Below are 16,466 nucleotides of genomic sequence, written 5' to 3'. Positions count from 1 at the left end.
CGAAGCTTCGCCAGACGGGCCGGCAAAGAACACGTTATTCAACGACTAATTACCGGGTAGCACAATACCGGTACTGTGCATGGGGTTGTTTTTCGGATTTTAATGTCGGCCCTTGTAGGGGCGTCAACCCGCCGCCTCGTCGAATTGCGTGCTTGCCTCGAGCCACTGCTCCTCGGCGCGCGCCAGCGCGTCGGCCGCATTGGCGCGGGCTTTCGACAGTTGCGCGGCCTGCTTGGGATCGCGGGTGAAGATGTCGGGCAGGGCGAGCGCAGTGTCGATCTTGCTGATGATCTCGCTGACGCGGGCGATCTCGGATTCGGCTTCCGCGATGCGTTTTTTCAGCGAGCCGCGATTGTCCGATCTCGGACGCTGCGGCTTCTCGCTCGCCGCGCTGCGCTCGCGCGGGGCGGGCTCGCCATTGCGCGCGGACAGCACCAGGCGGCGATATTCGTCGAGATCGCCGTCGTAATTGGTCACGGTGCGGTCGGCGACGATCCAGAGTTGATCGGCGCAGGACTCGATCAGATAGCGATCATGCGAAACCATGATGACGGCGCCGGGGAATTCGTTGATGGCTTCCGCAAGCGCGGCGCGGCTGTCGATGTCGAGATGGTTGGTCGGCTCGTCCAGGATGATCATGTTGGGGCCGAAAAAGGTCGCAAGGCCCAGCAGGAGCCGCGCCTTCTCGCCACCCGACAATTTTCCGACCTTGGTGTCGGCCGCCTTGCCGGAAAAGCCGATCGCGCCGGCGCGGGCGCGTACTTTCGCTTCGGGCGCCTCGCCCATCAGCTTGCGGACGTGGTCGTAGGTCGAGGCATCCTCGTTCAATTCGTCGAGCTGGTGCTGGGCGAAATAGGCAATCGAGAGCTTGTCGGCGCGGGTCACCTTGCCCGAGAACGGCGCGAGGCGGCCGGCGAGCAGTTTCACAAGGGTCGACTTGCCGTTGCCGTTGGAACCAAGCAGCGCGATGCGGTCGTCATTGTCGACGCGCAAGGTGACGCGGTTCAGCACGGGCGTGTTCGGATCGTAGCCGACCACGACGTTGTCGGCGGCGATGATCGGCGGCGACAGGATCTTCTCGGGCGCCGGAAAGCTGATCTCGCGTACGTCCTGGGTGACCAGCGCCGTGATCGGCTTCAGCCGCTCCAGCATTTTCACACGGGACTGCGCCTGGCGGGCTTTCGAGGCCTTGGCCTTGAAGCGATCGACGAAGGCTTGCAGGCGGGCGCGTTCGGCTTCCTGGCGCTTGACCGCTTTGGCATCGAGCATCTCGCGCATGGCGCGCTGCTCCTCGAAGGAGGAGTAGGTGCCCTTGTAAAGCGTGAGCTTGCTGCGATCCAGATGCAGGATCTGGTCGACGGAGCTTTCCAGCAGGTCGCGGTCATGGCTGATCACGATCACGGTGCGCGGATAATGCGCGAGGTGATCCTCCAGCCACAGCGTGCCTTCGAGGTCGAGATAGTTGGTGGGCTCGTCGAGCAGCAACAGGTCGGGAGCCGCGAACAGCGTGGCGGCGAGCGCGACACGCATGCGCCAGCCGCCGGAGAATTCGGCGCAGGGGCGGAGCTGGTCGGTGGCGGAGAAGCCGAGGCCGGAGAGGATCGCTGCGGCGCGGCTCGGCGCCGAATGGGCGTCGATGTCGACCAGCCGGGTCTGGATCTCGGCGATCCGGTGCGGATCGGTTGCGCTCTCGGCCTCGGTGAGCAGCGCGTCGCGTTCGAGGTCGGCCTTGAGCACGACCGAGATCAGGCTCTCGGGGCCGTTCGGCGCTTCCTGCGCGAGGCTGCCGACACGCCAACGGGGCGGCAGGGTCACCGTGCCGTGCTCGGCCGCGAGCTCGCCGCGGATCACCTTGAACAGGGTCGATTTGCCGGTGCCATTGCGACCGACCATGCCCACGCGGGATCCGGGCGTGATCTGCACGGAACTCTGGTCAATCAGAAGGCGTCCGGCCAGGCGGATGGAGAGGTCGCTGATGGAGAGCATGCGGCCTTGTCACCGCACCGGCGATCAAACGCAACCCGTTTTTCCGTGTCTGCAAGCCGGTGCTCGTCAACTCAGTGCGAATCGCGCTCGCGCTGCTTCAGCTCATTGAGGAGTTGCTCGAGGTGCGTCGGCAGCCTGGCTTCGGGCCGCAGGCTCTGCTGGAGCCGTTCGCCCACCGCATCGCGGATCGAGCGGCTGGTGCGCCGGTCGATTTGCTCGCTGTCATCGGCGAAAAGACTAACCATCGCAGGGTTCCGTGTTCTCAAAGAAGCGACACGGTACCAAGTCCTTGGTCCCCAAATGGTTTCGCCACTCGCGGCGATTGCGAGGCATTCTAGCAAAAATTGTGTGAAGCCACGCAATATCCCCCTGCGAATACAAAGCCCCGGCGCTGGGGACGCCGGGGCTTCGCTTGGAAGGTACCTTGGGGGCTCAGGTACCCTTGGGGTCAGGTATCCTTGGGGTCAGGTATCCTTGGAAAGGTGCTGTCGGGCTCAGTAGCAGCGGTTGATCGTCCGCCAGCGGGGTCCCCAGGGGGTCGGGACCAGCCGGCGCACATAGCAGCCGCCGTAGCCGTAGGAGACGGGGGCATAGAAGCGCGGGCCACCCCAGCCATGATGCCAGCCACCGCCGCCGCCGTGACCCCAGCCGCCATGCCAATGAGCGGACGCGGAGGTCGGTGCCAGCGCGGCACCAAGCGCAACCGCGGCGATGGCGGCGAGCGAAAGTTTCCTCAACATGGTGATCTCCTCAAATCTGTCGGCGCGGGGCTATCGCGTCGATGGAAAGGCCGCCGAAACGGTCCGCCTCGGGCAGAGGCTTTGGTTTCGATGGACCTGAGGTTATCCGAACGAGGCTGAACCAAACCCTGACGAGGCCTTCAGATTGGGTTCATTTGGGTGAAATCGTTGTAATCCATCTTGGAATTCCGGCCCCTGGGCTGCGGCGAAGCGTCCCCGAGTCGGTTTTGGCGGTCGCTTGCCGTATTGCGAAGGCGCCGATATAAGCCCGGCAACTCCGAACCACCGTTTTCTCTTCAAGGACAACATCATGGCCATCGAACGCACCTTCTCGATCATCAAGCCCGACGCCACCGCGCGTAACCTCACCGGTGCGGTTAACGCCGTGATCGAGAAGGCGGGCCTGCGTATCGTCGCGCAGAAGCGCATCCGCATGACCAAGGAACAGGCCGAGACCTTCTATGCGGTCCACAAGGCGCGCCCCTTCTTCGGTGAGCTCGTGGACTTCATGACGTCCGGCCCCGTGGTGGTCCAGGTGCTGGAAGGCGAGGGTGCCGTCTCCAAGTATCGCGACGTGATGGGCGCGACCGATCCGTCCAAGGCGGCTGACGGCACCATCCGCAAGCTCTACGCAAAGTCGATCGGCGAGAACTCCGCGCACGGTTCGGATGCGCCGGAAACCGCTGCGATCGAGATCGCGCAGTTCTTCTCGGGCAACGAGATCGTCGGCTGATCCGTCAGCCGATCAGGTAACGAGACGCGGCGAAAGGACGTAGTGTGAACTGGCTCTGGCAGATCTTCGATCCCGCTACGATCGGGGCATTCTTCACCCAGTTCCGCGTTGAGATGGCCGAACCGACTTTCTGGGTCGCGGTCGGCAAGATCATCTGGATCAACATCCTCTTGTCCGGCGACAATGCGCTGGTGATTGCGCTCGCCTGCCGCGGCCTCAAGCCGCGGCATCGGCTGTGGGGCATGATCCTGGGTGCCGGCGCCGCGGTGCTGCTGCGGATCATCTTCACGGGCATCGTCGCGAGCCTGATGGAGCTGCCGTACCTCAAGCTGGTCGGCGGTCTTGCGCTGATCGTGATTGCGGCAAAGCTGCTGGTGCCGGAACAGGAGGACGAGGACGGCGTCGAGTCGGCCTCGCATCTGTGGCAGGCCGTGCAGATCGTCGTCGTCGCCGACATCGTCATGAGCCTGGACAACGTCATTGCGGTGGCCGCGGCCGCCAATGGCAGCGCGCCCTTGCTGGTGCTCGGTCTTGCCATCAGCGTGCCCTTGATCGTCGCCGGCGCGGCGCTGATCATGGCGCTGCTCGCAAGGCTGCCGGTGCTGGTGTGGGCCGGCGCGGCGCTGCTCGGCTGGATCGCGGGCGAAGTGATCGCGACCGATCCCGGCATCGCGCCGAGGCTGCACACGCTGTTCGACGGTCCGTTCGGCGCCTCGCTGGACAACATGCTCGGCGCCTTGCGCATCCCACCGCAATTCGCGCATGGCGGCGGAGGCGGCGAATATCTCTGCGCAGCTCTCGGCGCCGTCGTCGTGCTGGTCGTCGGATACGTCTGGCGCCGGCGCAGCATGAGCGCGGCCGCGCTGGAATCCTCCGAGCGCCACGCCAAGGCCTCGGCGGAATAGGCTGCTTCAGTCGATCGCGCCGAACTCCGTCACGGGCGTCGTCCAGTAGACGATCTTGGCTCCGGCGAACGGAACTCGCAGTCGGTCGAGCAAGCGGCCAGCATCGCTCCTCGCCATGATGATCTGCACGATGGCCTGATCGGCGTTGCCCTTCACGCGTTCGGCCGCCGTGTGCAATCGGACTTCGGCGCCGTGACCAGCCCCGTGCAATGCGGTGAACCCCGAAACAAGATCGGTCTGCTCGGTAAGATAGTCGAACACCTCGTCGCAGAGTTGGCGAGACAAGATCAGCGTGAGGCAGACCGGCTGGTCGATCATCAGGTCACCTTCGGCGTCCCGCCATAGCGGCGATACAGGATCGGCAAGAGAATCAAAGTGAGCAGGGTGGACGACAGGAGCCCTCCGATCACGACAACGGCGAGCGGTCGCTGGACTTCGGATCCTGGACCGGAGGCAAACAGCAGCGGGATCAAGCCGAACGCCGTAATGCTCGCGGTCATCAGCACTGGCCGAAGCCTGCGCATGGCGCCTTCGACGACGATACGATCCTCGCTCAGGCCGCGGGCCCGCAGCTGATTGAAATGAGAGACCAGGACAACGCCATTCAGAACGGCGATGCCGAGCAGTGCGATGAAGCCGACAGAGGCTGGCACTGAAAGATATTCGCCCGTCAGAACCAGTGCGAAGACGCCCCCGATCAAGGCAAAGGGAATGTTGACGAGGACCAGCAAGGCCTGTCGTATGGCGCCGAATGTGGTGAAGAGCAGCAGGAAGATCAGACCGATCGCAACCGGCACCACGACGGACAGACGTGCGGCGGCACGTTGCTGGTTCTCGAATTGCCCGCCCCAGGTCAGCCGGTAGCCTTCCGGGAGCGGGAGTTCGGCGGCTTTCTGGCGCGCCGCTTCGACGAAGCCCACCATGTCGCGGCCCCGGACGTTGGCGCGGACCACGCTCATCCGCGAGCCGTCTTCGCGGTCGATTTTCACGGGGCCGTCCACTCGTTGGATTCGGGCGACCTGCGACAGCGCCACATGCTGTCCGGAAGCGAGCGTCATTGGCAGGCTCGCCAACAGCGTCGGCGTCTCCCTGGTCGACTTGCTCCCGCGGATGAGGATCGGCATGCGGCGTCCCCCCTCAAGCGCGGTCCCGATCGTTCGGCCCTCGATTTGCGTGCGGAGTGAGTTCGCTATGGAGTCCACCGTCAGGCCGAGGCGACCGGTCTCCATTCGATTGACGGCCACCGTGTAATATTCAGCGCCTTCGTTGAGCGTGGTGTAGACGTCCTCGGCACCGTCTATGCCGGACAGGATGCCCGACAGCTTTGCCGCGATTTCGTTCAGTCTGCCGATGTCGGGGCCGAAGATCTTCACTGCGACGTCGCCGCGCACGCCGCTGATCATCTCCTGCACGCGCATGTCGATCGGTTGGGTGAAGCTGAGCGAGATACCGGGAAAGCCGTTCAGAACCTCACGAAGCTTCTGCAGCAGGGTCTCGCGACTGTCGGTCTGTCTCTCGGCGGCCGGCTTGAGCACGAGGAACGTGTCGGTCTGGTTGGGGCCCATGGGATCGAGGCCGAGCTCGTCCGACCCGGTCCGTGCGACGATACCGGCAATATCCGGTACGGCCAGAAGTGCGGTCTGGAGCCTTGCATTTATAGCCAATGACTCGTCGAGGTTGACGGAAGGAAGCGTCTCTACACTGACGATGATGTCGCCTTCGTCCATCGTCGGCATGAAGGTCTTGCCGAGCTTTGAATAACCGAAGCCCGCAGCGAGCAGGCCGATCAGCGCTGCAGCAATCACCTTGCGCTCGTTGTCCAAGGCCCAGTCCAGCGCCGGTGCGTAGATCCGCTGTGCCGCACGAATCAGCAGGGGATCGCGATGTGACGCGGACTTCAGCAGATAGGAGGTTGCGACCGGGATCACGGTCAGCGCCAGCAGCAACGAGCTGGCGAGCGCGAAAATGATTGCCAGTGCGACTGGGATGAATAGCTTCCCTTCCAATCCCTGCAGGGTCAGCAGCGGTACGAACACGATCATGATGATGAGGACGCCCGAGGCGACGGGTTCCAGGACTTCGCAAACCGACCGGTACACCAGGTGGATCAGCGGAGTCGCCTTGCTCGGTTCGTGCTTGCCGAGGTTGCCGACGATGTTCTCGACGACGACAACCAGCGCGTCGATCAACATGCCGATCGCGATCGCAAGTCCACCCAGGCTCATCAGGTTGGCCGACATTCCCACGACGCGCATGACGATGAGCGCCATGAGAATGGCCAGCGGCAGGCTGAGAGCGATCACCAGCGAGGCGCGCCAGTTGCCGAGGAAAAGCAGCAGAAGAACGATGACGAGGACGGTGGCCTCGCCGAGCGCCCGAATCACCGTGCCCACCGCGCGGTTGACCAAGCGGCTGCGGTCATAAAACACGTTGATCGAAACGCTCTTCGGCAGCGAGGGCTGCAACTCGGCAAGTCGGGCACGTACGTCTCGGACGAGCTGCCCCGCATTGGCGCCGCGCAAGCCGAGGACCAGCCCCTCGACGGTTTCGCCGTGCCCGTCCGACGTAACTGCGCCATAGCGGGTCAGCGTCCCGACCTGGACGTTCGCGACGTCCTTGACCAGGATCGGCACTCCCTCGCGCGCGTCAACGACTATGGCCTTGATATCCTCTGTCGACCGGATGCTGCCTTCAACCCGAACCAAGGTGCTGTCCTCGCCCTGGTTCACCCGTCCGGCGCCATCGTTGCGACTGTTGGCTTCGATCGCCCGACGGAACAGGTCATACGATATGCCGCGGGCGGCAAGTGCATCGCTGCGCGGCACGATCTCGAAGGCGCGCACATAACCGCCGAGCGCATTGACGTCGGCAACACCGGCGACAGTACGCAGGGCGGGACGGATCACCCAATCGAGCAGGCCCCGGCGTTCGGCGAGCGAGAGTTCGGGACTATCGATCGTGAACATGAACATTTCGCCCAGGGGACTCGTGATCGGCGCAAGACCGCCGCTCACCCCGTCAGGGAAATCACGCGAGATGCTCGATAGTCGTTCCGACACCTGGTTGCGCGCCCAGTAGATGTCAGTGCCGTCTTCGAAATCGACGGTGATATCAGCCAATGCATACTTCGTGGTTGAACGAAGGACTTTCTTGTTAGGCAATCCAAGCAGTTCAAGCTCGATAGGGACCGTGATGCGCTGCTCGACCTCTTCCGGGGTGAGGCCCGCCGCCTTCATGATGATCTTCACCTGGACCGGGGAGACGTCGGGAAACGCGTCGATCGGCAGGCCGGGCAGGAGGACGACGCCGGCGGCGACCAACAGCACCACCCCCAGCATAACGAACAATCGCTGGGAAAGCGCGAACGCGATCAGTCGCCGGAGCATCTACTGTCCCAGTCCCGAGAGAATGCCGCGAAGCGCCGAGACGCCCCCGATTGCGATCTCGTCCTGCTCTGTCACGGGGCCCGACACGACGACATGGTCCTGATCTTCCGCAACCAGCTTGACCGAGACCAGCCGAAAACCGCCGTCGAACGCGACAAAGACCGACGTTTGTTCGCCCCGCCGCACCAGCCCGCTATAGGGAATCTCCCAGGCGCTTTCATCGGCGGAGAGAAAGCCGATGCGGGCTGCGGTCGTCTGACCAGGATGCAGCTCTCCGTCGTTGGGCACTTCCGCGCGAACCAGAATGGTTTGGGTGCCAGGGTCGATGGTCTCGGAGACCAGTATGACCTTGCCGGGCGTTGAATAATTCTCAAACTCGACACTTGCACCGGTGCGGATCGCTCGGATATTGGCGGCAGGAACCGCGATTTCGGCCCATAGCGGCGAGAGCCGCGCAAGCTTGATGAGCGGCGTGGATTGTTCGACCCGTTGTCCTGGCGATACCATGACATCGACCACCGATGCAGGCTGCGGCGCATTGACCGTGAGCGTCCCGCTGATAGCCGCTTCCTGGGCCAGCCGCGAAATTACCTCATCGGACATCCCGCTCAGATGCAGCATCTGCCGCCGCTCGGCGACGACGAGAGTAGCCTGACGCGCCTCGGCCTGGCTGGTTTCCAACACGCGTTGCGGTACAGCCTTGCCTTCGAACAGATCGACGTTACGCTTGAGCTGCTGGGCGGCGAGAAGCTCCTGTGCGATCGCGTGCAGGTAGTCGCGCTGTTGAGAGACGAAACTTGGACTTTCCAGGGTGACCAGCGGCTGGCCGGCCGAGATGCGGTCGCCGCGCCCGGCCCGGAGATTGGCGACCATGCCGGACACCGGTGCGCTGACCACCCACAATTGCGGCGTCGGGATCACGATTTGGACAGGATAGGGCAGCGTCAGGTCGGTCCGGCTCGCGATCGGATGGGTCACGCGCACACCTAGATTCCGCGCCTGCGCATCGCTCAGCTTCACATCGTCCCGCGCCATCGACACGGAAGGTAACAAGCTCAGTGCAACCGCGAAGAGCGTACGAACGAATGCGCCCCCAGAAGAGGTGAGAAGGAGAGTTCCGCGTCTGACTCGCATGAGGAAGATCCCACACCCACGGGCGAGAGAAGCGCCAATCGGCTGCAGGTCTCGATTACTCCACCAGCGCGCTGGTGAGTTGATTTGCCTCAAGCGCGCCAGCCATTGTGGGAGGCTGCTCGCTCTTGGTGGAGCGTTTCGGCCGACCTCAGTCAATTCGGTCATCGCCAATGGAAGCCAAGCTGCCGTCCCACCTCTCGGAGAGGCAGCAGTAAGGCCAACCAATCTAAGCTCATGTTGGACGCTTCCTCCCGGTGATCATCGCTTTCACCAGGCTCTCGCGGTGCTCGAAGCTCGCCAGCAGGACGCCAAACACGTGGACGACGACGAGACCGATCGTGAGGTTGGCGAACGCCTCATGCACCTCCTCCACCCATTTTGCTCCCCAAAAGCTGCCGGTCGTCATCATGTAACCGGTGAGGCAGGTGCCGAGCAGCGTGACGATCAGCGCCATCACCATCGCGCCACCGGCTGGATTGTGGCCGAGATAGCGTGGCGCCCTCAGCAGCGCCACGTCGCGCATGTAGGCGAGCACTGCACGCGGGGAACGCACGAAGTCGCGAAAGCGCGCATGGCGCGGCCCCACGAAGCCCCACACGATCCGTAGCGCGAGCAACCCGGCAATAATATAGCCGGCGGCGATATGGACATTTTCGATCTCGTCACCGGTCGCATAAGCGAGCAGAAACAGCCCGGCAAGCGACAAATGGAAAACGCGCACGAAGGGGTCCCAGACCTTGACCTTGGCCGGCGGCTTCTCGCCGCCGGCCTGGGTCGCGTCGTGAATGGCGCTCATGGTGCTGACCCTTACAGCTGACCGACGATCTGGCCGCTGGTCGGATCGACAAACAACTCGACCCGGCTGCCGGACTTGTCGATGGTGTAGAGTTCACCACAGGCATTCTTGAGCTTGGCCTTCTGAACTTTGTAGCCTTGGGCTTCGACCTTGGCCTGCAATTGTTCGAGCGACAGCCAGCTTGTTTGTGGCGCTGCAGTGCAGGGACGCCCGAGGCTGCCGGCGTGAGCGGTCGCGGCGGCTGCGAGCAAGGCGGCGATGGCGGTGAACATGGTGATCTTGCGCATGGTTCTCTCCGGCTTGTGGCGCCCGGCCGCGTCATGCGGCGAGGCGTTGAGCGGAAATTGGCAGAAGAGCCCTGACGGCCACCTGTTGGGTGGTGTCAGTGAATTGTCAGCCAAGCGACCAATGAGCGGCAACGCTCCAGGCCCGGAAGCCGGCGGTAACCGGGGTCCGCTGCCCGGCCGGGCCCCTATTGATCCACGTCAGCGTTTCGTCAGGTCGATTGGGGCATTCTTTGTCCATGCAATCAGCTGGTCTTATGCGATTCCTCGCAGTGCCAATGCTGGCGGGCGTCGTGCTCGCGTCAGGGCCCGCGGCTGCAGGCGACCACGATAATGGCGCGCCCGACGCGGTTCGCCGTGCAGTCGAGGCGGGCGAGATCAAGTCACTCGCCGATATCCTCGCATCCGTCCGAGGCAAGCTGCCGGGCGAGGTCGCTGGCGTCGAAATAGAGCGTCAGCGCGGCCGCTGGATCTATGAGCTCCGCATCGTCGGCGAAAAGGGCCACCTCTACGAAGCGTATGTGGACGCGCGCAGCGGCGAGATTGAACGCATCAAGGAGAAGTGATGCGCCTGCTGCTCGTGGAGGACGACCGACGGATCGCGGCCGACGTGGAGACGGCCTTGCGCGCGGGCGGCTATGTGGTCGAAACCGTCCGCAACGGCGAGGAAGCCTGGTTTCGCGGTGACACCGAGGACTACGGCGCCGTCGTCCTCGATCTCGGCTTGCCCGGCATGGACGGCCTCGCCGTCCTCAAGCGGTGGCGCGCGAACGGACGGTCCATGCCGGTGCTGATCCTGACGGCGCGTGGCAGCTGGGCCGAGCGCGTCGATGGTATCGACGCGGGCGCCGACGACTACCTGCCCAAGCCCTTCCGCATGGAGGAATTGCTGGCGCGGCTGCGCTCGATCGTGCGCCGCGCGGCGGGGCATGCCTCCCCAAAGATTGTCGCCGGCGAGGTCGAACTCGACGAGCGCCAGATGAAGGTGACGCTGCGCGGCGTGCCCGTCGCGTTGTCGCCGTTGGAATACCGTCTGATCGCCTTTCTCTTGCACCACCGAGGCCGCGTGGTGTCGCAGCATGAGCTCGACGAAAACGTCTATGGTCACGGCGAAGACCATGAGTCGAACGCGCTCGAGGTGCTGGTCGGCCGCGTGCGCAAGAAGCTCGGTGCCGATCTGATCGAGACCAGGCGCGGCTTCGGCTATCTGGTACCGGAGAGGACGCCGTGAGCCGGGGCTCGCTGCGGCTGCGACTGATCGCTGGCGGATTCGTAGCTATCCTGATCGCGCTGACCATTGCCGGCGCCGGGCTGACGCTGTTGTTCGAGCGCCACGTCACGCGCACCATCGGCGACGACCTCGACGTCTATCTCAAGCAACTCCTCGCAGGTATCGACGTCGATGCGCAGGGCAAGCTGATGGTGGGCCGCCCGCCGGCCGACCCGCGGTTTGCAGACCCGCTTTCGGGTTTGTACTGGCAGGTATCAGACGACGACGGCCAGGTGCTGCGTTCACGTTCGCTGTGGGACACGGCGCTGGACTTGCCGCAGGATGAGCCGTCGCCTGGCGAATTGCACCGTCACGTCATCCTTGGCCCCGCGAACGCGCGGCTCCTGGTCAGTGAACGCCGCGTGCTGCTTACCGTGAGCGACCGCCGTGCGCCGGTGCGCGTCGCGGTGGCCGGCGATCTCGCCCGCGCGTCGGCCGCCGCCGCGCAATTCGCCAAGGATCTGGTGCTGGCGCTCGGCCTGCTGAGCCTGGTGCTGGCGGTGGCCACCTCGATCCAAGTCGGACTAGGCTTACGCCCGCTCGACGCGCTTCGCCGCGGTGTCGCGGACGTCCGCTCCGGCCAGCGCAAGCATCTCCCCGTCGACGTCCCTGCCGAAGTGAAGCCTCTGGTGGAAGAGGTCAACAGCCTGATCGATGCCCAGGAGCGCGAGATCGAGCGTTCGCGCAGCCGCGCCGCTGACCTGGCGCACGGATTGAAGACGCCGCTTGCCGCACTCGCGGCCGATGTCGCGCTTTTGCGTCGGCGAGGTGAGCAGGACGTCGCCCAGGCAATCGAATCCGTCGGCGACGCGATGAGCCGTCACGTCGACCGCGAGCTGGCGCGTGCCCGGGCGCGGGGGACGGCACGACAGCGCGGCCATGTTTCCACGCCACTCAGACCGCTTGTCGAGTCCCTGATGCTGACGCTGGCGCGCACGCCCACTGCGCAGCGGCTTGAATTCAGGACCTGCATAACGGGCGAGCCGAGCGTGCCGCTCGATCGCACTGATCTGGCCGAGGTGCTGGGCAATCTCCTGGAAAATGCCGCCCGTCACGCCAAGAGCCAAGTGCGCATCGGCGCGGATGCCACCGCGAATCCGGCGATCACGGTCGAGGACGACGGCCCGGGCATCGCGTCCGCCGAACGCGGCCGCGTGCTCGAACGCGGTGCAAGGCTGGACGAGCGCGGCGAGGGTACCGGCCTTGGCCTCGCCATCGTTCAGGACGTGCTCAGTGCCTATCGTTGGCAGCTTGTTCTCACGGACTCGGAGCTCGGCGGACTGAAAGCCATCGTCACGCCGGAGGGCAGCCGCGATCGAATGGCTGCTCCTGGTCAAAAACCCGGATCGCCCGCATAGGAGGGGCGCCGTGGCTGGGAACAGCCGCTCCGATAGAATGTTCCGCTTCGTGGCTTTACCAGCCTGTTCATTGAGCGCCCGTTGGCCCAGGCAGCGTTGCCTTGCGCGCCGCTTCTGTTTGTCACCGCCGCACGATCGAGCCGGCGCGGTTGATCAGGCGGGCGAGTGCGCGGAAGCGGCTGCCGACGCGATCCGCGACGAGATCGCCGAGGCGGTGCTCGAACACCAGCAACAGCTTGCGGCCCACGCTGCGGAAGTGCGTCGCGGGCAAGACGCCCGGACGAGCCGCCGAGATCAGATGCGCGACGCGGAAGGCCGCGCCCAGCAGGCGGGCGCGTTCGAGCTGCGCCGGCGTCAGCAGCTCCTGCATGGCGACCGGCGGCTGGTTCTCCTCGCTGAGCCCCGCATAGCGATAGAACACGGACAGGCCGACGAAGGCGCGCTCGGTGTGGGTGATCGCGCCGAAATTGCCGTTGACGACGAGGCTCAGCGTCTGCTCGCCGCGATGGTCGGGATGCACGCGCCAGCCGATGTCGGACAGCAGGCACGCGGCGTGGCGCAGGCGGCGGTCCTCCTCGGTCTCGCGCAGCTTCACCACGCGCGCGAGGCGATCGGTCCAGGCGATCAGCTCGCGCGCGTGCCTTGCCGAACGCGACAGCAGCTGGTTAAGCTCCTCGGCCGCGCAGATCAGTCCGTCCTTGTTGCGTTCGGAGTCCGGCAGCTTCTCGTGCAACAGGCCCTCGCGCACGCCGAAGGTCGAGAACACGATGGTCTTCGGCTTCGCCACCCGGATGATGTGCTCGAGCACCAGCGCCGCATAGGTGAGGAGCGGACGCCGGGCATCGGCGACGATCTCGATGTCGGCGAGCATGCCGGCGGCCGCAAGCCGGCGGAGACGACGTGAGAAATCGAGTGCCTCGGCAGCCGAAATCGAATAGCCATGCATCACCTGGAGCGGATAGCCGCTCTGGATGATGTGGATGCGCGCAAGCGCGCGCCAGGTGCCGCCGACAGCGTAGAAGCTGCGGCCGCTCCCTGCCTTGAGCTGCGGCACCCCGTCGAGCGCTTCGCGCACAATGCGGTCGGCGCGTTTCAGGGATTTATGCGCGAGGTCCTGCAGCGCGAGCCCGCCGAGCGGCAGCGTCACGCCGCTGCGCACAGTGTTTTTGCGCACGTCGATCAGTTCGAGCGAGCCGCCGCCGAGGTCACCGACGATGCCGTCGGGATGATGGATGCCGGAGATCACGCCAAGCGCCGACAGCCGCGCCTCGCGCGGGCCCGACAGGATCTCGATTTTCACCGCGCAGATGCGCTCGGCTTTGGCGATGAAGTCGGGGCCGTTGGAGGCGTCGCGGCAGGCGGCGGTCGCAATCGCAAACACCCGTCCGACCTGCATCACCCGGCACAACGCACGGAAGCGTTTGAGCGAGGTCAGCGCCTTGTCGACGGCGTCGGGCGCAAGCAGTCCCGTGCTCTGCACCTCGCGCCCGAGGCCGCACAGCGTCTTCTCGTTGAAGATCGGAATGAGGCTCCGCGTCAGTCCCTCGTAGACGACGAGCCGGACCGAGTTGGAGCCGATGTCGATGACCGCGACGCTCGAGCCGCGCTTGCGCGGCCGCTTCACGTCGACGATCCCGGATCAGGATTGATGACGTTCATTACGGCGCGTGAGGCGGCGCGGCGAGGATTCCTTGAGCGACTTACCACGGCCAGACAGACTCGGATTTGTCATGAAGTAGTTGTGGACGTTGAAAGGCTCCTCGCCCTTCGCGGTCTTCATACGCGTTGAAGACCCGTCCGGCAACAATTGCCAGCTCTGTTCATTGTCCTTGAGATTCGCGACCATGATCTGTTCGAGAACCTGCTGATGCACCGTGGGATTTTGCAGCGGACACAGCACCTCGACGCGGCGGTCGAGGTTGCGCGGCATCATGTCGGCCGAGGAGATATACACAGCCGCTTTCGCGCTCGGCAGGCCCTGGCCCATGCCGAAGCAGTAGATTCGGCCGTGCTCCAGGAAGCGTCCGATGATCGACTTGACGCGAATGTTCTCCGACAGCCCGGGAATGCCGGGCCGCAGGCAGCAGATACCGCGCACCACGAGCTCGACCTGCACGCCGGCCTGTGAGGCCTCGTAGAGCGCGTCGATGATGTCGGGGTCGACCAGCGCGTTCATCTTCATCCAGACCGCACCGGGCCGGCCGTGCCGCGCATGCGCGGTCTCGCCCTGGATGTGCTCGATGATGCGCTTGCGCAAGGTCAGCGGCGAGACCGCCATCTTTTCCAGATCGCTCGGCGCGGCATAGCCGGTGATGAAGTTGAACACGCGGGCAGCGTCGCGGCCGATGGTCGGGTCCGAGGTGAAGTAGGAGAGGTCGGTGTAGATGCGCGCTGTCACCGGATGATAATTGCCGGTGCCGGTGTGGACGTAGGTCGTGAGGCTGCCGCCTTCACGGCGCACCACCATCGACAATTTCGCGTGGGTCTTCAGTTCAAGGAAGCCATAGACGACCTGCACGCCGGCGCGCTCGAGGTCGCGCGCCCAGCGAATGTTGGCCTCTTCGTCGAATCGCGCCTTCAGCTCGATCAGCGCGGTGACGGATTTGCCGGCTTCGGCGGCTTCCACGAGCGCGCGCACGATCGGCGAGTTGCTCGAGGTGCGGTAGAGCGTCTGCTTGATGGCGACGACGTCGGGGTCGCGCGTCGCCTGCTGGAGAAACTGCACCACGACGTCGAAGGATTCGTAGGGGTGATGAACGACGAGATCCTTCTGCCGGATCGCAGCGAAGATGTCGCCGCCTTGCTCGCGTACGCGCTCGGGATGGCGGGGCACGTAAGGGGTGAATTCCAGGTCGGGCCGGTCGAGGCGGGTGAGTTGCGAGAGCTCGTTCATGGCGAGCACGCCATCGACCAGGAACACCTCGTCGTCGGCGGTCGACAGCGCGTGTTGTACGAAGCTGCGCAGCTGCTCCGGCATCTTGGCATCGATCTCGAGCCGGATCACCGAGCCGCGGCGGCGGCGCTTCAGCGCGGTCTCGAACAAGCGGACGAGATCCTCGGCCTCTTCCTCGATTTCGAGTTCGGAGTCGCGGATGACACGGAAGGCGCCCTGGCCGTGAAGATTGTAGCCGGGAAACAGGCGGTTGATGAATAGCGCAGTGGCCTGCTCCAGCGAGATCAGCCGGACGACCTTGCCGTCAGCCGGCAGGCGGATGAAGCGGTCGATCTTGCCGGGCATGCGGATCAGCGCGTTCATCTGCTTGCCGTCGGCGGCGCGCGTGAGCTGGAGCGCGATGGTGAAGCCGAGGCTCGGAATGAACGGGAAGGGGTGGGCCGGGTCGATCGCAAGCGGCGTCAGCAGCGGGAACACGTTGCTGAGGAAGTAGTCCTCGATCCAGGTTCGTTCCGCCTTGGTGACCTCCTTGCCCTCGACCAGCACGATGCCCTCGTCGGCGAGCGTGCCGCGCAGGTCGCGCCAGATCGCCTGCTGGTCGGAGGCAAGCTGCGAGACGGTCCGGTTGATGAGCGCGAGCTGCTCGGATGGTGTCAGACCGTCGGGGCTGCGCTCGGCAATGCCCTCGCGCACCTGGGCCTTGATGCCGGCGACGCGGACCATGAAGAACTCGTCGAGGTTATTCGCTGAAATCGACAGGAATCGTACCCGCTCCAGCATGGGGTGGCTGGGATTGACCGATTCCTCCAGGACGCGGCGGTTGAAGTGCAGCCAGGAGAGCTCGCGATTGATGAACCGCTCGGGGTTCGACGCGATCGCCGGCGGGCCTTCGGCTTCCGGGGCTTTCTCTTTAACTTCAACAGCTTGCGCAGAGTCCATCAGAAGTCGATCCATCCAGTTCGCCCCAATTTGCGACTTAGC

15 protein-coding genes are annotated in these 16,466 nt (G+C 64.6%); 5 read left to right on the top strand and 10 right to left on the bottom strand.

Annotated elements, in window-relative coordinates:
• Positions 1 to 123: 123 nt before the first annotated feature.
• From AC0L2J_RS02645 to AC0L2J_RS02635, 3 genes are all read right to left on the bottom strand, one after another.
• Positions 124 to 1,986 carry an ABC-F family ATP-binding cassette domain-containing protein gene (locus AC0L2J_RS02645; protein WP_473387019.1) on the bottom strand — a complete coding sequence of 621 codons (1,863 nt, stop codon included), beginning with the start codon at positions 1,984 to 1,986 and terminating at the stop codon, positions 124 to 126.
• Between the two features lie 71 nt (positions 1,987 to 2,057).
• Positions 2,058 to 2,231, bottom strand: a complete 174-nt coding sequence (locus tag AC0L2J_RS02640) for a hypothetical protein (protein ID WP_007609361.1) — start codon at positions 2,229 to 2,231, stop codon at positions 2,058 to 2,060.
• Between the two features lie 249 nt (positions 2,232 to 2,480).
• On the bottom strand, positions 2,481 to 2,726 hold the full coding sequence (locus AC0L2J_RS02635; RefSeq protein WP_473387017.1) for a sulfur globule protein precursor: 246 nt from the start codon (positions 2,724 to 2,726) through the stop codon (positions 2,481 to 2,483).
• 310 nt (positions 2,727 to 3,036) lie between these two features.
• Between AC0L2J_RS02635 and ndk the strand changes: the two genes are divergently transcribed.
• A complete protein-coding gene (ndk, locus tag AC0L2J_RS02630; RefSeq protein WP_007591953.1) occupies positions 3,037 to 3,459 on the top strand; it encodes a nucleoside-diphosphate kinase in 423 nt (140 codons plus the stop codon).
• 44 nt (positions 3,460 to 3,503) lie between these two features.
• Positions 3,504 to 4,364 carry a TerC family protein gene (locus AC0L2J_RS02625; RefSeq protein WP_473387014.1) on the top strand — a complete coding sequence of 287 codons (861 nt, stop codon included), beginning with the start codon at positions 3,504 to 3,506 and terminating at the stop codon, positions 4,362 to 4,364.
• Positions 4,365 to 4,370: 6 nt separating this feature from the next.
• On the opposite strand, the gene AC0L2J_RS02620 is transcribed toward AC0L2J_RS02625, so the two are convergent.
• From AC0L2J_RS02620 to AC0L2J_RS02600, 5 genes are all read right to left on the bottom strand, one after another.
• Complete coding sequence (locus tag AC0L2J_RS02620) at positions 4,371 to 4,682, bottom strand: DUF3240 family protein (protein ID WP_063992684.1); 312 nt, start codon at positions 4,680 to 4,682, stop codon at positions 4,371 to 4,373.
• Positions 4,682 to 7,750: an efflux RND transporter permease subunit gene (locus AC0L2J_RS02615; RefSeq protein ID WP_473387012.1), complete on the bottom strand. Its 3,069-nt coding sequence runs from the start codon at positions 7,748 to 7,750 to the stop codon at positions 4,682 to 4,684. Before AC0L2J_RS02615 ends, AC0L2J_RS02620 begins: the two co-directional genes overlap by 1 nt.
• Complete coding sequence (locus tag AC0L2J_RS02610; protein WP_473387230.1) at positions 7,751 to 8,785, bottom strand: efflux RND transporter periplasmic adaptor subunit; 1,035 nt, start codon at positions 8,783 to 8,785, stop codon at positions 7,751 to 7,753. It lies immediately after the preceding gene.
• A gap of 331 nt (positions 8,786 to 9,116) precedes the next feature.
• A complete protein-coding gene (locus tag AC0L2J_RS02605; RefSeq protein WP_473387010.1) occupies positions 9,117 to 9,680 on the bottom strand; it encodes a cytochrome b/b6 domain-containing protein in 564 nt (187 codons plus the stop codon).
• Between the two features lie 11 nt (positions 9,681 to 9,691).
• On the bottom strand, positions 9,692 to 9,967 hold the full coding sequence (locus AC0L2J_RS02600; RefSeq protein ID WP_007609377.1) for a PepSY domain-containing protein: 276 nt from the start codon (positions 9,965 to 9,967) through the stop codon (positions 9,692 to 9,694).
• 275 nt (positions 9,968 to 10,242) lie between these two features.
• On the opposite strand from AC0L2J_RS02600, the gene AC0L2J_RS02595 reads away from it, so the two are divergent.
• From AC0L2J_RS02595 to AC0L2J_RS02585, 3 genes are read left to right on the top strand one after another with little or no spacing between them, the layout of a single operon-like run.
• A complete protein-coding gene (locus AC0L2J_RS02595) occupies positions 10,243 to 10,530 on the top strand; it encodes a PepSY domain-containing protein (protein ID WP_473387008.1) in 288 nt (95 codons plus the stop codon).
• A complete protein-coding gene (locus tag AC0L2J_RS02590; protein ID WP_063992680.1) occupies positions 10,530 to 11,195 on the top strand; it encodes a response regulator transcription factor in 666 nt (221 codons plus the stop codon). Before AC0L2J_RS02595 ends, AC0L2J_RS02590 begins: the two co-directional genes overlap by 1 nt.
• Positions 11,192 to 12,592 carry a sensor histidine kinase gene (locus tag AC0L2J_RS02585; protein WP_473387006.1) on the top strand — a complete coding sequence of 467 codons (1,401 nt, stop codon included), beginning with the start codon at positions 11,192 to 11,194 and terminating at the stop codon, positions 12,590 to 12,592. The genes AC0L2J_RS02590 and AC0L2J_RS02585 overlap by 4 nt, the downstream gene beginning before the upstream one ends.
• Before the next feature lie 121 nt (positions 12,593 to 12,713).
• Here the strand turns inward: AC0L2J_RS02585 and ppx are convergent, their stop codons facing one another.
• Together ppx and AC0L2J_RS02575 are read right to left on the bottom strand one after the other, a co-directional pair.
• Entirely contained in the window at positions 12,714 to 14,216 is a 1,503-nt protein-coding gene (ppx, locus tag AC0L2J_RS02580) for an exopolyphosphatase (RefSeq protein WP_007609385.1), read from the bottom strand.
• A gap of 15 nt (positions 14,217 to 14,231) precedes the next feature.
• Positions 14,232 to 16,424, bottom strand: coding sequence for an RNA degradosome polyphosphate kinase (locus AC0L2J_RS02575; protein ID WP_473387228.1), 2,193 nt, complete (start codon positions 16,422 to 16,424; stop codon positions 14,232 to 14,234).
• Between the last annotated feature and the right edge of the window lie 42 nt (positions 16,425 to 16,466).

It is taken from the genome of Bradyrhizobium sp. MV1.5 (genome assembly GCF_055807615.1).
The sequence above is the reverse complement of the archived record's forward strand: the minus strand, read 5'-3'. Positions and strand labels throughout refer to the sequence as shown.

Excerpts from the sequence above, each read along its gene's own strand:
- AC0L2J_RS02645 (WP_473387019.1), bottom strand. The coding sequence starts at position 1,986 with ATGCTCTCCATCAGCGACCTCTCCATCCGCCTGGCCGGACGCCTTCTG.
- AC0L2J_RS02640 (WP_007609361.1), bottom strand. The coding sequence starts at position 2,231 with ATGGTTAGTCTTTTCGCCGATGACAGCGAGCAAATCGACCGGCGCACC.
- AC0L2J_RS02635 (WP_473387017.1), bottom strand. The coding sequence starts at position 2,726 with ATGTTGAGGAAACTTTCGCTCGCCGCCATCGCCGCGGTTGCGCTTGGT.
- ndk (WP_007591953.1), top strand. The coding sequence starts at position 3,037 with ATGGCCATCGAACGCACCTTCTCGATCATCAAGCCCGACGCCACCGCG.
- AC0L2J_RS02620 (WP_063992684.1), bottom strand. The coding sequence starts at position 4,682 with ATGATCGACCAGCCGGTCTGCCTCACGCTGATCTTGTCTCGCCAACTC.
- AC0L2J_RS02615 (WP_473387012.1), bottom strand. The coding sequence starts at position 7,750 with ATGCTCCGGCGACTGATCGCGTTCGCGCTTTCCCAGCGATTGTTCGTT.
- AC0L2J_RS02610 (WP_473387230.1), bottom strand. The coding sequence starts at position 8,785 with ATGGCGCGGGACGATGTGAAGCTGAGCGATGCGCAGGCGCGGAATCTA.
- AC0L2J_RS02605 (WP_473387010.1), bottom strand. The coding sequence starts at position 9,680 with ATGAGCGCCATTCACGACGCGACCCAGGCCGGCGGCGAGAAGCCGCCG.
- AC0L2J_RS02600 (WP_007609377.1), bottom strand. The coding sequence starts at position 9,967 with ATGCGCAAGATCACCATGTTCACCGCCATCGCCGCCTTGCTCGCAGCC.
- AC0L2J_RS02595 (WP_473387008.1), top strand. The coding sequence starts at position 10,243 with ATGCTGGCGGGCGTCGTGCTCGCGTCAGGGCCCGCGGCTGCAGGCGAC.
- AC0L2J_RS02590 (WP_063992680.1), top strand. The coding sequence starts at position 10,530 with ATGCGCCTGCTGCTCGTGGAGGACGACCGACGGATCGCGGCCGACGTG.
- AC0L2J_RS02575 (WP_473387228.1), bottom strand. The coding sequence starts at position 16,424 with ATGGACTCTGCGCAAGCTGTTGAAGTTAAAGAGAAAGCCCCGGAAGCC.